We start from the raw sequence: 12,941 nt of genomic DNA on the forward strand, positions 1-12,941 counted from the left end.
CATGGCGGAGCTGCGTGGCGCGCTGATCGGCTGCGGCTTCTTTGCCGTCAACCAGATGCATGCCTGGCGCGACATAGAGGGTGCTTCGATTGCCGCCATCTGCGACCGCGATCCGGACCGGTTGAGGGTCGTCGGCGACCAGTTCGGCATCACGCGGCGCTATACCGACGCGGCTGCGCTGTTTGCCGGCGAAAGGTTGGATTTCGTCGACATCGCTACCACCGTACCAAGCCACAGAACGCTGGTGGAGATGGCGGCGCAGTATGGCGTTCCGGTAATCTGCCAAAAGCCGTTCGCGCCGTCGCTTGCCGACGCCAAGGCCATGGTGAAAGCCTGCGCCGACGCCGGCGTGCCGTTAATGGTGCATGAGAATTTTCGCTGGCAGTCGCCGATCCAGGCGGTGCGTGCGGTGCTCGACAGCGGCGAAATCGGCACCCCCTTCTTCGGACGGATCTCGTTCCGATCGGCTTATGACGTGTTTTCCGGCCAGCCCTATCTGGCGACCGGAAGGCGCTTCATTATCGAGGATCTCGGCATCCATATCCTCGACATCGCCCGCTTTCTGCTGGGCGACGTCTCGACGGTCACCGCGCGAACGGCGCGCGTCAATCCGGGCATAACCGGCGAGGACGTTGCGACGATGCTGATGGACCACACGGGCGGCGCCACCTCCGTGGTCGACTGTAGCTACGCCAGCAAGCTCGCGACAGAGCCGTTCCCCGAGACGCTGATCGAGATCGATGGCAAGGACGGCACGATCCGGCTGGCGCAGGGCTACCGCCTCACCGTCACCGGCAGGAGCGGAACGGTCGTTAGCGACGTCTCGCCGCCGCTGCTGGCCTGGGCATCGCGGCCGTGGCACAACATCCAGGAAAGCGTCGTCGCCATTCAAAAACATTGGGTCGATTGCCTGACCAACGGAACCGAGCCCGCGACCTCGGGCGCGGACAACCTCAAGACATTAGCGCTGGTCGAGGCAGCGTACGCCGGCGCCGCAAGCCGGGAGCCGGTGCAACTCGACGCCTTGCTGAAATGACAGCCGACGCCTTCCTCCTCTACGGCACACGTGCCGTTGAAGCCGAACCGGTCAGGCTGCAAGCCGGCGCGCTGACGGCAGACTTCGTCAACGGCAATCTGCGCACCATTCGGCATGGCGGCACCGAAGTTCTGCGCGCTATCGCCTACATCGTCAGGGATCGCGACTGGGGCACCTACGAGCCGAGACTGGCCGATCTTGCCATCGAACAAAATGCCGAGGCTTTTTCCGTCAGCTATACGGCAAGTTGCCAAGCACCAGACGGCAGCCGGCTCGGCTTTCGTGCGACCATCAAGGGCTCCGCCGATGGCCAGCTGGTCTTCGACGTGAGCGCTCTTCCCGACAGCGATTTCGAAACCAATCGCTGTGGCTTCTGCATCCTGCATCCGATTGCCGGCTTGGCCGGCAGCCCGGTCACGGTCGAGCATACCGATGGTAGCGTGGTCGCGACCAGGCTTCCAGAGCTGATCGATCCCTGGCAGCCTTTCAAGGATCTGCGGGCGATCACCCATGAGGTCCGGCCGGGCGTCACCGCTGAATGCCGGATGGAAGGCGACATTTTCGAGATGGAGGACCAGCGCAACTGGTCGGATGCCTCCTACAAGACCTATGTCCGGCCGCTCGCGCTACCATGGCCATACGTGCTGCCTGCCGGCGAGACCTTCCGCCAGACCATCAGCTTGCGGATGGAGGGTGGCGGGAAAGTGCCGGCTGCCGCGGCACGCGCCGAACCGATTCGTGTCACGCTCGGCCAAGCCGGACCGGTGCTGCCGGATATCGGCGTGATCATCTACCCGGATGAGGTCGAGGCGGCGTTGGGCAAGCTGCCGATGCTGTCCGAGCTTGGCCCGCAGCAATTGATGTTCCACTATGACCCGACGCGCGGCCACGAGCTCGATGCCTTGCGATCCTACGCCCGGCTCGCCGCCGCCTATCCGGTCCGGACAACGCTCGAATGTGTCATTGCCGGCGACGGCGATCTCGACGCCGAGCTTTCAGGCGTCGCCGACAGGGTGCGGCAGGCCGGGCTCAAGCTTTCGGCCATTGCCGTCTCGCCCTCGGTCGACCGGCAGTCGACGCCACCGGGGGCCGCGGGGGCCCGCCCGCCCCACCGCTCGAAGGCGTCTATGCCGCGACGCGGCGCGCCTTTCCCGACAGCCGCCTCGGCGGCGGCATGTTCAGCTATTTCACCGAACTCAATCGCAAGCGTGTGCCGCCCGACCCGCTCGATTTCGTCACGCATTGCACCTGCCCGATCGTGCACGCCGCCGACGATCTCAGCGTCATGCAATCGTTGGAGGCGCTGCCTTCCATCACAGCCTCGGTGAGGGCGATCTTCGGGCCAAAACCCTATCGGATCGGGCCGTCGACCATTGCCATGCGCCAGAACCCCTATGGCGGTGCGACCAAGGCCAATCCCGACAGTCAGCGCATTGCCATGGCCGACCGCGACCCTCGCCATACCGGGCTGTTCGGAGCCGCATGGACGATCGGCTATGCCGCACGTGTTGCGCTGGCCGAACTCGAAATGCTGACGCTCTGCAGCTTCACCGGACCATTCGGCGTGCTGGCCTCGTCGGGCGAACCTGTCGAAGAAGGTACACCCCGGCCGATTTTCCACGCGGTGAAAGGACTTTGCGATCTGGCCGGCCATGCGCGTGTGGCGGCGACAACGACCGATGAGAGGCGGGTGCTGGCACTTGCCGGCCGCTCCCAGACAGGCAAGATCATCATCTGGCTGGCGAACCTTACCCCGGTCGACGTTCCGGTCGACGTTTCCGGGCTCGGCTCCGATCAGCGTCCTCTCAAGATTTGGGATGGACGACTGTCACGCCAGATTCCGCGCGATACGTCGGGCCGAGACCATCTTGTGATGACACCCTACGCAATCGTCAGGATCGGCTGAAGTCATTTGCCGAGGCTCATGGGTAGCCGCACTTGCGTAGCGGTTGCGTGTAGCCGCAGCACTCCGCTGCCGAGTTGTCACCGGATTTGCTTTCGAAACTCGCCCGGTGCCATTCCAGTTGTCTTGGAAAAAAGACGGCTGAACGAGGCGACGTCCTGATAACCCACCCGATAGCAAATTTCTGAAACGCTCAGTTTCGTTTCCTCAAGCATGGACCTTGCCAACTCCAGCCGCCTTTCCTGGATCCATTTTCCCGGCGTTGTCTGGAGTTCGTCGAAAAACCTGCGAGACAGGGTTCGCGAAGACATGCCCAATTCGGTTGCCAGAAATTTCAGATCGATTTTCGACATCTTGTCTTTCGAGAGCTCACGCAACTTGTCCTCGAATGGGCTGGCTCCGTTCGAAATTCCATCGAGGGAAAATTCGTAGGGACTCTGGAATGTGCGCGGCGGCGGGAGAACCAGAAGTTTTCGAATGATCCGCTCTTCCTTCGAGAAGCCCAGATCGATCAGCAAAACCCTGGCGAGTTCAAGTCCGGAAAACCCGCCTCCGCATGTGTAAAGGCGGTCCTGGCGAATGAGTAGGCGGGAAGCGTCCCATCGCACTTGCGGAAACCGGCGGCTTGCCTCGGCTCTCAGCCACCAGGATATCGTCGCGCGTTTACCGTCCAACAATCCCGAATTGGCGAGCAGATAACACGCGCCGCAATGTGCTGCGATGATTGCGTCCTGCTGCTGCGCGAGCGCGATCAGCGGTTTTGAATGTTCACTCTCCTCGTCGAGCGAGCGCAGAAGCTCCGGAATCTCGACACCCGGCATGGCAATGAGAATCAGGACATCCATTTTCCGGGATGGTTGAGCCTTTGTCGGGAAGGAAATTCCGGTGCTTGATGCCGACGGCGCGCTCCTTGAAACGAACTCACAGGAGAGAACCTGCGAACGGCAGACGTCATTCACAAGCTGAAACATTTCCACGAGCGTCGAGACGACGGCCGAATAGAAATTCGACGGCAGCCAGATCACAACGTGAAGGCTCCTGACAGCCATTGCGGTACTCCAGTGTCGTTCTCGTGGATGGCAAGCCTAGCATAGTCTTTGCAAGAATTGCCAATCCAAGCCAAGCGCGGGGGCTCCAGGAGGGCCTATGCGGGCTTGCTGACGAAAGCGGGCCGCGGAAATCGTTGAATGAAAACACGCGGCAAATACATCGGATTCAGAGGGCAACAGAAACTGCGTCGGTCCGGGCTCAGGCTGATCTGTGGTCAGTCAGTAGGCCGAGAGCAGGTGCCGGCCGCTACGCCGGTCGGGACCTTGCTCTTGATTTTCAGCTGCCGGAGTTCATCACGTAAAGCGCACGCGAGCGTTCGAGGTGCTTGATCATCGCCTTCTCGGCGCCATCCGCATCCTTGGCTTCGATGCGTCCGATGATCTCTTCGTGCTCGGTCAGCGTGAACTTTTCCTTGCCGGTCCAGATCAGCATTTCGGTGTGGTATTCCTTTAGCCAGCCAAGCATTGCCTCGCTGACGGCGACATAGATCGGGTTGCCGGATATTGCCGAGATCTGGGTGTGGAATTTCATGTCGGCGGATATGAAGGCTTCCGAGTCGCCACGATGGCTGCGCTGCTCTGCAACCGTTGCGCGCAACCGCTGCACGTCCTCGGCGGTTGCCTTCTCCGCGGCCTCCCTGACCATGCCGCGCTCGAAGAAGATACGCGCGTTTTTGAGGTGCTCCAGCGTGTCCTTCGACGACGACAGGATGATCTTAGCGGCGCCGTCGACCTGTTTGATGATCGACTTGGCGGTCAGCTGCAGCACTTTCGCCCGCTCGCCATGCGAGATCGCGACGAGGCCCATATTGCTCAACGCCTGCATTGCCTCGCGGATCGCCGGCCTGCCGACCTCGAAGCGCTCCATCAATTCGCGCTCCGATGGCATGTCGTCACCCGGCAGCAATTCGCCGCTGGTGATCAGGCGCTTCAGTCTCAAGAATACTTCGTCGGAAAGCTTGCGCCGGACGATCGGCTCCGAACGGTTCATCGTCGCGAATCACTCCTTTGACCGGCCCCTATCTAGCATTTCCGGCGCGAATTCCGGAACGCCTGCTGCCGGCTCGCCCGGCTCTGCCCAGCCGGATAGGGCTTGCAAAGCTTATGTACTCATTATACCAGATTTCGAGGGCCAAGTAACCTTTTTCGAACCACCCCGGCAGGCCGCGCGAATATGATTGTTCTCACCTATCGCATCGAAACGCCCGGCAATATCGAGGCGCTGGCGGCCAAGATCGCAAGCGACCAGTCGACCGGAACCTTCGTCGCGCTGGCCGGCGAGACCGAAGAGCTCAAGGCCAGGGTCGCGGCGCGAGTCTTGGCGATACGGCATCTGCCCGATGCGGATCGGCCGTCTCTTCCCGAAACCGGTCCCGAAACGCGCAATGGCCCGGTCAAGCGCGCCGACGTCGACATCGCGTTTCCGCTAGACGCCATCGGCACCGACTTGTCGGCGTTGATGACCATCGCCATCGGCGGCACCTTTTCGATCAAGGGCCTGTCCGGTATCCGGGTCGTCGACATGAGGCTACCCGAGGAGTACCGGGGCGCGCATCCGGGCCCGCAATTCGGTGTCACGGGCAGCCGCAGGCTGACCGGTGTCGCGGATCGTCCGATCATCGGGACCATCGTCAAGCCGGCGCTGGGCCTCCGCCCGCCCGAGACGGCCGCAATGGTGCAAGAGCTGATTGCCGCCGGCGTCGATTTCATCAAGGACGACGAGAAGCTGATGAGCCCGGCCTATTCACCGCTGTCGGAGCGGGTGAGGGCAATCATGCCGCTGATCCTCGACCACGAGCAGAAGACTGGCAAGAAGGTCATGTATGCCTTCGGCATCTCACATGCCGATCCCGACGAGATGATGCGAAACCACGATCTGGTGGCAAACGCCGGCGGCAATTGCGCCGTGGTCAACATCAATTCGATCGGTTTCGGCGGCATGGCTTACCTTCGAAAACGCTCCAGCCTTGTGCTCCATGCCCATCGCAATGGCTGGGACATTCTCACCCGTCATCCCGGTCTTGGCATGGATTTCAAGGTCTGGCAGCAGTTCTGGCGCCTGCTTGGGGTCGACCAGTTCCAGATCAACGGCATCGCCTCGAAATACTGGGAACCCGACTGGTCCTTCGTCGAGTCCTTCAAAGCGGTGACCACGCCGATCTTTTCGCCGGCCGATTGCGCATTGCCGGTCGCCGGTTCCGGCCAGTGGGGCGGGCAGGCGCCTGAAACGTTCCAGCGAACCGGCCGGACGGTGGATCTTCTCTATCTGTGCGGCGGTGGCATCGTCAGCCACCCGGACGGGCCGGGCGCCGGCGTGCGCGCCGTGCAGCAGGCCTGGCAGGCGGCGGTCCAGGACATTCCGTTGTCGGATTATGCCTTGAGCCATGTCGAGCTGGCGCGGTCGATCGAGAAGTTCGGCGGCGGCGAGGCGGCCTGACGCCATGCAAAACCTGCTTCTGAGTTACTATGGCGACGACCTGACCGGCTCGACCGACGTTATGGAGGCGCTCGAGCTCGGCGGCGCGCCGACCGTGCTGTTCATGCGCCAGCCGGACGAGGCGCTGCTTTCGCAATTTGCGCATTGCCGCGCCGTCGGGCTGGCCGGCACCAGCCGCAGCGAGAGGCCGCAGTGGATGGACACGCATCTGCGAGATGCCTTCGCCTGGCTGAAGACCCTTAACGCCGAGATCTGCCACTACAAGGTCTGCTCGACCTTCGATTCCAGCCCGGCGATCGGCAGCATCGGCCGGGCGATCGAGATCGGCTGCTCGGTTTTCCGGCAAGACGGCGTGCCGCTGGTGGTCGGCGCGCCGCAGCTGAAGCGCTACACCGCCTTCGGCCATCTGTTCGCGGCCTATCGCGAAAAATATTTCCGCATCGACCGCCATCCCGTGATGAGCCGCCATCCGACCACGCCGATGGACGAATCCGACCTGCTGATCCATCTGTCGCGCCAGACCAGCCTCGCCTCGGGCCTGGTCGACCTGGCGACGCTGCAGTCTGCGTCGCGGTCGAAAGCATTCGACCGGCTTGTGGAGAATGGCACAAGAATCGTGCTTGTCGATGTCGACAGCCTGGAAACCCAGGCACTTGCCGGCAAGGAGATTTGGCGCGCTCGCAAGCCGGGCGGTTATTTCGTCGTCGGCTCTTCGGGCATCGAATATGCCTTGCTGGTCGAATGGGCATCGAACCGAATCGTGGATGCCAAACCCGCCTTTTCGCCGCCGGGCGCTGCCGACAGGATCGCCGTGGTCTCGGGGAGCTGCTCGCCGACGACGGAACGACAGATCCGGCATGCCCTGGCCGACGGCTTCGACGGGATCGAACTCGACCCGCTCGAACTGGTTTCTGAGGCTTCGAATGACGCTATTGCGCGCGCGGTCGCAACCGGCCGCTCCAGCCTAAGGGCCGGGCGGAGCGTCATCCTCTACACCGCGCTCGGACCTGCGGCCGACCGCGGTGCTGAAATCGATCTCAGGGAAGGCGCCCGCCATAAGCTCGGCCGCGGTCTTGGCGAGCTTCTCCGCGAACTGACGCTTCAAGAGAAGCTGCCGCGCGTGGTCATCGCCGGCGGCGACACGTCGAGCCATGCACTTGGCCAGATGGGCGTCGACGCGCTGACGGTGCGAATGCCGCTGCCGGCATCGCCGGGCTCGCCGCTTTGTGTGGCGCATTCGCGCATAAAGGCGATCGACGGGCTGGAAATTGCCCTCAAGGGCGGGCAGGTCGGAACCGACCGCTATTTCTCCGCTATTCGCGATGGGGTCGGCGGCTGAGCGCGGGGAACATCAGTTCAAATCGGTGATGCTTGATCGAGATCCAGAAACCCCAGACGTTTAGGTCGGCGGCAATACCACTCATCCCGCTATCTTGTACGGCGCATTGCCCTGCTTGGATGATACTGACGGGCATAGGCGACACAGGCGTCCACCGTGCTGACACAGAGCGCATCGCGGTTGTTCGGCAGGTTGTTGTCGCCGGCGTAGGCAACCTCGGCAACACGACCGTCAACCATTCGAATTTGCGTGTTGCAATAGCCGCCGGGGGCGACGTTGACGGAACCTCCGAGCGCAGGGACCGGGCCAATGGCCACGGTCGGAACCACAATGTTGAGATTGCCGCGTTGAACGACCCGCTGATAGGTCCAGATCTGGCCGGATTTGCCGACATCGGCAGTGGCGGTCGGAAAGCCGGCGCACATTCGAACGTCCGCCTCGCTAAGGCCGACCATCTCCTTGCGGGCTGCCGCCGCCGTGGCGTCTTCCCTCGCGGTGCTCGACGTGTCGTCTGGCATGACGCAGGAAGACAGGATGGCGGCGCCCGCCGATAGAAGGAGAAGGGCAAGCTTTCGGGTGTGGAAAGATATCATACCAACTTCGGATTGCACGGGAGCCCCGAATGCCAACCTAGGAAGTGGGCCAATCGAGTCAACCGGTAGAAAATTCACGAAGTCGTTTGGCACGTCATTCCGCCGCACGCATCTGCTGCAAGAGGTTGAGGCTGCCGCCGTGACCCTCGCGCCCTATCTTCCGCCTGGGTATCGGATTCCCGATCCCTTCTTGTCAGATGTACTGGCGCACGGTGCTGTGACTTTGGTTCGGCCGACGGTGTGCTAGTTTCCAGCCAATTGCTCCGGAGACGTCATGCCTATCAAGCTGCAAGAAATCGCCCTCGCTCTTCTGCTGCTGGTTGCCGGAACTGGGGTCGGTCATGCGGAGACGGCCCAGCGGCCGCCGCCCACAGGCGGGGTTCTCTCGCTCCTGCCACCGCCGCAGACTTCCGATCATTCGATCGTCATTGCCGGACGGACGCTCGATTACGAGGCCAGGGCCGGCACGCTGTCGTTACCGTCCGGCAAAGGCGATATCACCGCCGAGATTTTCTATGTCGCCTATGCTCTGCACGCCGGGAAAGAAACGGGACCGGATCCGCGTCGCCCGATCACCTTCGTTTTCAATGGCGGTCCGGGAGCAGCTTCCGCCTATCTTCATTTGGGCGCGCTCGGTCCGCGGGTTCTGGCGACAGCGGCCGATGGAAGTTTCCTGCCGCCGCCGCAGAGGCTGTTCGACAACCCCAACACTTGGCTCGACATGACCGACCTGGTCTTTGTGGACCCTGTCGGAACCGGTTACAGCCGTGAAGCGCCCGGCACGGAAGCACACAGCTTCTGGGGCGTCAGCCAGGACGCCGCGTCGATAGGCGCGTTTATCCGGCTCTATCTGGCGCAGACCAGCCGTACGGCATCGCCTGTCTTCCTGGCTGGCGAAAGCTATGGCGGCTTTCGAGCAGCATTGCTCGCCAGGAAGCTTCAGGAAGACATCGGCATCAGCCCGAGCGGCGTCGTGCTGATTTCGCCGGCCCTCGAATTCACACTGGTGCGTCCGGACGAGTTCCAGCCGCTCCACTGGGCGCTGGAACTGCCGTCGCTGGCGGCAGTGCGCCTGCACAGCGAAGGCGTTTCCGGCCCGGCCCTGCAGAAGCGGCTGGCGGAAGTCGAACGCTATGCGCTCGGCGATTATCTGGCCGCGCTGGCAGGTGGGCTGGAGCAGGGTGGACGCCTAGCGAGCCAGCGTGTCGCCGCAATCACCGGTCTGCCGCTCGATCTCGTCCAGCGGCACTTTGCACGCATTCCCATAGGGCTGTTCGCCAAGGAGTTTGCACGGGCAAAGGGCAATGTTCTCAGCGCCTATGACGGCAACATCGCAACGGCGGACGTGGCGCCAGAGAGCCTGGGAGTCGAGGGTCCCGATCCGGTGCTCGACCGAAGCGTGCCGGCGCTTACCTCCGCTTTCGTCGGCTATGTGCGTGATGAATTGAACTTCCGTACGGATATCAGCTATCGGCTTCTCAACCGCGAAGTCAGCGGCAATTGGGATTATGGAACGAGCCCGACGCGTCAGGGCTATGCGGGTGTCATGGACGACCTTCAGCAGGCGCGCACGCTGAACCCCAGCCTCGGCGTGCTGATCGTCAACGGCTACAGCGACCTGGTGACGCCGTACATGGGCTCGCGCTACCTGCTTGGTCAAATTCCTTCGCTTGCCGGCGCAAAGCCGATTCGCAGCGAGGTGCTGGAAGGCGGGCACATGATGTATCTGAGGCCGGATGGGCGGGCGGCGCTGAAGCAGGCTGCGTCCGAGCTTTACCGAATAACGCAATGAGACGATTTGCGCAAAAAAGCGCCGGATGCGCTGTTCGCCCTCTCATCAGGCCCTAGTTCCATCGCGATTGATCGGTTACACACCTAGGATGGCGTCTTTTAGCGACGTTCGACAGCGGATTAGCCGGCTCTCCAGAATCGCGCCACTGGCGCGGCGTGCTGCCGAGCGGGCCATTCGGAATACCAGGCCACACAGGCTGACAAGCCTCGTTGACCGCTGGAATGCGCTGTCGCTGGCCACGCAGTTCCTGCTCGCGGGTGGTCTATTCTCCCTGTCGGCCATGGTGGTGGTGGGGATTTCAGTCACGAACCATATAGAAACCGTGGTCACGCAGAATTCGGCTTCCGCTACGGCTCTTTACGTGGACAGCGTTATTGCACCGCTGCTTCCGGATATGCGCAAGAGCGAAGTCCTCGACGAGAGCGTAGCCCATGCGCTCGATGAAACGCTGGGACAAGGGGCACTCGGCACAAGGCTCGAATCCTTCAAGCTCTGGCGTCGCGACGGAACCATCCTGTATTCGACCGACAAGACATTGATCGGCAAGCGCTTTGAACCCAGCGACAATCTCCGGGCGGCATTCGCCGGCCAAATGGTTTCGGAGTTCGACAGGCTCGACGATCCGGACAGCGAGGCCGAAAGAGCCAGCGGCTTGCATCTCCTCGAGATCTACAATCCGGTGCTGCAGCCATGGTCGGGGGAAGTGGTGGCCGTTTCGGAATTCTACGAAGTCGCCACTGATTTTGAAAGAAACCTGCATCAGGCCCTCATTCGAACCTGGCTGGACGTTGCCGCGGTCACAGCGGCCTTCTTTCTCGGGCTGTCGGCAATCGTGTTTCGTGGCAGCCGCACGATCAGTTCGCAGAGCCGCTCGTTGAAACAGCGCATTGCCGAGCTTTCCGATCTGCTCGCTCAAAACAGATTTTTGAGGCTGCGGGTGCAGCGCGCTTCGCAGCGTGCCACCGCACTCAACGAACGCTATCTCAGGCGCATCGGCGCGGACTTGCACGATGGCCCCGCGCAACTGGTTGCTCTCGCGGCGCTGGGGATCGATAGCCCGGTCATTGCCGATCCTGCTACGCCGCAATCGAAGCGTGCGCAGGAATTGCGGGCCATCAAAGCACATCTGGACGATGCCATGCGCGAGATCAGGAGCATCAGCAAGGGCCTTGTCCTGCCGCATATAGAGCATGCCGAACTGCGTGAAATTCTCCAGATTGCCGTACAGGCGCACGAAGAACGAACCGGCGTCAAAGTAAGATTATCGATGACCGGCGGCCATACACCGCTGTCGCCAGCGGCCAGGATCTGTATCTTCCGCTTCGTCCAGGAGACGCTGAACAATGGATTCCGTCATGCCGGAGGTGAAGGTCAGTCGGTCGAGAAACATTTCGACGGCGAACGCGTTTGTATCGAAGTGTCCGACGCCGGCCCCGGCTTTGATCCACAAATCGTGCGTCCCGAGGGGCTGGGGCTTGTTGGGCTGCGCGAGCGGGTGGAAAGCCTCGGGGGCCAGTTTACCGTGACGTCCTCACAAAGTGGCACGATCGTGAAAATGGCTCTCAACATCGTTGAAATGGGGCAGACATGACAGCAGCCATCAGGCTCGCCATCGTTGACGACCACCCGCTGTTCAGGGAAGGCGTTGTGCGCACGCTCGATCAGATCGGCGGGTTCGAGATCGTCGGCGAAGGAAGCAGCAGGGATGATGCCTTGCGGATAGTCGAAGACCGGCGGCCCGACATTCTGCTGATGGACATCTCGGTGCCCGGAGGCGGCCTCAGCGTGATCGGACCGGCCCTCGAGAGCCATCCGGCACTGAAAATCGTGATGCTGACCGTTTCGGAAGAAAACCAGCACGTGATGACCGCATTGCAGAGCGGGGCAAGGGGCTATGTTCTGAAGGGGGTCGGATCGAGGACGTTGGCTACGATCCTGCGCACGGTAGCGTCGGGCGAACGATATGTCTGTCCACAATTGTCGGCACGCCTGTTGGCCGATCTGTCGGCTCAATCAAATGAGCCGGCGAAAGCCGACGGACTTGCCGAACTCACCAGCCGCGAAAGGGAGATCCTGACGCTGGTTGCCGCGGGACTGAGCAACAAGCGGATCGGGCTTCGGCTGAACCTGCATGAGAAAACGATAAAGCACCACATGACGCGAATCCTGGCCAAGCTCAACGTCAGCAACAGGACCGAAGCCGCAATGACTTTACGCGATGCGACTGAGCGCCGGCATTCGCCTGTTCGCGATCATGCTTGAGCCGAAATTGCCGCACAGGCGGCTATGTGAACCGGCCTCAGTTGATCATTTCAAGCAACCTGTCCCGATCGGAACGCGTCGCCAGGCGCCGAATGATGGTACGGCCCTTGGCATCGCGCATTTCATATTGGCCGCTATCAACGCGCTCGCTGAGGCCGTTCGAATGCACCACGCCAATGCTCGGCCCACTCACCTCGATCCGGTCTCCCGTGGTTGCATTGATAAAGAGTTTTGGCCTGCTGCCCGGGGTTACCGCAGCGGCGGGATCAGGGAGATTGTCGTCCTGCGACTTTGCTTTGCCTTTGCCGGCACCGGCGTTCGAGTTCGAATTGCCGGAGTTTCCACCCGGATTGCCGGAATTGCCGCCCCCATTCCCATTTCCGTTCCCGCCATTGCCGTTGCCGTTCCCGCCGTCTTTGGCCCAGGCGGCCTGCGGGCCGAGCGGCTGCGATAGTCCGTCGAACACGACGCGATAGGGGCTCACGACGAGAACGAAGGTCAAAACGACTACAGAAATGCCGACATGACGT

The 12,941-nt window shown here is 61.9% G+C and carries 10 protein-coding genes and 1 pseudogene; 7 read left to right on the forward strand and 4 right to left on the reverse strand.

Annotation, left to right across the window (positions count from 1 at the left end):
- Nucleotide 1 precedes the first annotated feature (1 nt).
- Together NKI79_RS04190 and apnL are read left to right on the forward strand one after the other, a co-directional pair.
- Nucleotides 2-1,036 (forward strand): Gfo/Idh/MocA family protein, encoded by a 1,035-nt coding sequence (locus tag NKI79_RS04190; protein ID WP_352800055.1) that lies wholly within the window; start codon nucleotides 2-4, stop codon nucleotides 1,034-1,036.
- A pseudogene (apnL, locus tag NKI79_RS04195) lies at nucleotides 1,033-2,942 on the forward strand (D-apionate lactonase). The gene NKI79_RS04190 and the pseudogene apnL overlap by 4 nt, the downstream one beginning before the upstream one ends.
- Before the next feature lie 77 nt (nucleotides 2,943-3,019).
- On the opposite strand, the gene NKI79_RS04200 reads toward apnL, so the two are convergent.
- Entirely contained in the window at nucleotides 3,020-3,988 is a 969-nt protein-coding gene (locus NKI79_RS04200) for a GlxA family transcriptional regulator (RefSeq protein WP_352800056.1), read from the reverse strand.
- A 277-nt stretch (nucleotides 3,989-4,265) separates the two neighbouring features.
- The gene (locus NKI79_RS04205; RefSeq protein ID WP_023720267.1) at nucleotides 4,266-4,979 is read right to left on the reverse strand and encodes a transcriptional regulator NanR; all 714 of its coding nucleotides are present in this window, start codon (nucleotides 4,977-4,979) and stop codon (nucleotides 4,266-4,268) included.
- 183 nt (nucleotides 4,980-5,162) lie between these two features.
- On the opposite strand from NKI79_RS04205, the gene oiaX reads away from it, so the two are divergent.
- Nucleotides 5,163-6,425, forward strand: a complete 1,263-nt coding sequence (gene oiaX / locus NKI79_RS04210; RefSeq protein WP_352800057.1) for a 3-oxo-isoapionate-4-phosphate decarboxylase OiaX — start codon at nucleotides 5,163-5,165, stop codon at nucleotides 6,423-6,425.
- Between the two features lie 4 nt (nucleotides 6,426-6,429).
- Nucleotides 6,430-7,764 carry a four-carbon acid sugar kinase family protein gene (locus NKI79_RS04215; RefSeq protein WP_352800059.1) on the forward strand — a complete coding sequence of 445 codons (1,335 nt, stop codon included), beginning with the start codon at nucleotides 6,430-6,432 and terminating at the stop codon, nucleotides 7,762-7,764.
- 89 nt (nucleotides 7,765-7,853) lie between these two features.
- On the opposite strand, the gene NKI79_RS04220 is transcribed toward NKI79_RS04215, so the two are convergent.
- Nucleotides 7,854-8,357 carry a hypothetical protein gene (locus NKI79_RS04220; RefSeq protein ID WP_352478347.1) on the reverse strand — a complete coding sequence of 168 codons (504 nt, stop codon included), beginning with the start codon at nucleotides 8,355-8,357 and terminating at the stop codon, nucleotides 7,854-7,856.
- Nucleotides 8,358-8,631: 274 nt separating this feature from the next.
- On the opposite strand from NKI79_RS04220, the gene NKI79_RS04225 reads away from it, so the two are divergent.
- The 3 genes from NKI79_RS04225 to NKI79_RS04235 all read left to right on the forward strand — a co-directional run bounded on the left by NKI79_RS04225 (nucleotide 8,632) and on the right by NKI79_RS04235 (nucleotide 12,411).
- Complete coding sequence (locus tag NKI79_RS04225; protein ID WP_352478349.1) at nucleotides 8,632-10,149, forward strand: S10 family peptidase; 1,518 nt, start codon at nucleotides 8,632-8,634, stop codon at nucleotides 10,147-10,149.
- Between the two features lie 88 nt (nucleotides 10,150-10,237).
- Nucleotides 10,238-11,740, forward strand: coding sequence for a sensor histidine kinase (locus NKI79_RS04230; protein WP_352478351.1), 1,503 nt, complete (start codon nucleotides 10,238-10,240; stop codon nucleotides 11,738-11,740).
- Entirely contained in the window at nucleotides 11,737-12,411 is a 675-nt protein-coding gene (locus NKI79_RS04235; protein ID WP_352478353.1) for a LuxR C-terminal-related transcriptional regulator, read from the forward strand. The genes NKI79_RS04230 and NKI79_RS04235 overlap by 4 nt, the downstream gene beginning before the upstream one ends.
- Before the next feature lie 37 nt (nucleotides 12,412-12,448).
- Here the strand turns inward: NKI79_RS04235 and NKI79_RS04240 are convergent, their stop codons facing one another.
- Complete coding sequence (locus NKI79_RS04240; protein WP_352478355.1) at nucleotides 12,449-12,913, reverse strand: hypothetical protein; 465 nt, start codon at nucleotides 12,911-12,913, stop codon at nucleotides 12,449-12,451.
- Between the last annotated feature and the right edge of the window lie 28 nt (nucleotides 12,914-12,941).

It is taken from the genome of Mesorhizobium sp. M0340 (genome assembly GCF_040321535.1).
Classification (GTDB): Bacteria; Pseudomonadota; Alphaproteobacteria; order Rhizobiales; family Rhizobiaceae; genus Mesorhizobium.

Coding starts and splice junctions, on each gene's coding strand:
- NKI79_RS04190 (WP_352800055.1), top strand. CDS start 2: ATGGCGGAGCTGCGTGGCGCGCTGATCGGCTGCGGCTTCTTTGCCGTC.
- NKI79_RS04200 (WP_352800056.1), bottom strand. CDS start 3,988: ATGGCTGTCAGGAGCCTTCACGTTGTGATCTGGCTGCCGTCGAATTTC.
- NKI79_RS04205 (WP_023720267.1), bottom strand. CDS start 4,979: ATGAACCGTTCGGAGCCGATCGTCCGGCGCAAGCTTTCCGACGAAGTA.
- oiaX (WP_352800057.1), top strand. CDS start 5,163: ATGATTGTTCTCACCTATCGCATCGAAACGCCCGGCAATATCGAGGCG.
- NKI79_RS04215 (WP_352800059.1), top strand. CDS start 6,430: ATGCAAAACCTGCTTCTGAGTTACTATGGCGACGACCTGACCGGCTCG.
- NKI79_RS04220 (WP_352478347.1), bottom strand. CDS start 8,357: ATGATATCTTTCCACACCCGAAAGCTTGCCCTTCTCCTTCTATCGGCG.
- NKI79_RS04225 (WP_352478349.1), top strand. CDS start 8,632: ATGCCTATCAAGCTGCAAGAAATCGCCCTCGCTCTTCTGCTGCTGGTT.
- NKI79_RS04230 (WP_352478351.1), top strand. CDS start 10,238: ATGGCGTCTTTTAGCGACGTTCGACAGCGGATTAGCCGGCTCTCCAGA.
- NKI79_RS04235 (WP_352478353.1), top strand. CDS start 11,737: ATGACAGCAGCCATCAGGCTCGCCATCGTTGACGACCACCCGCTGTTC.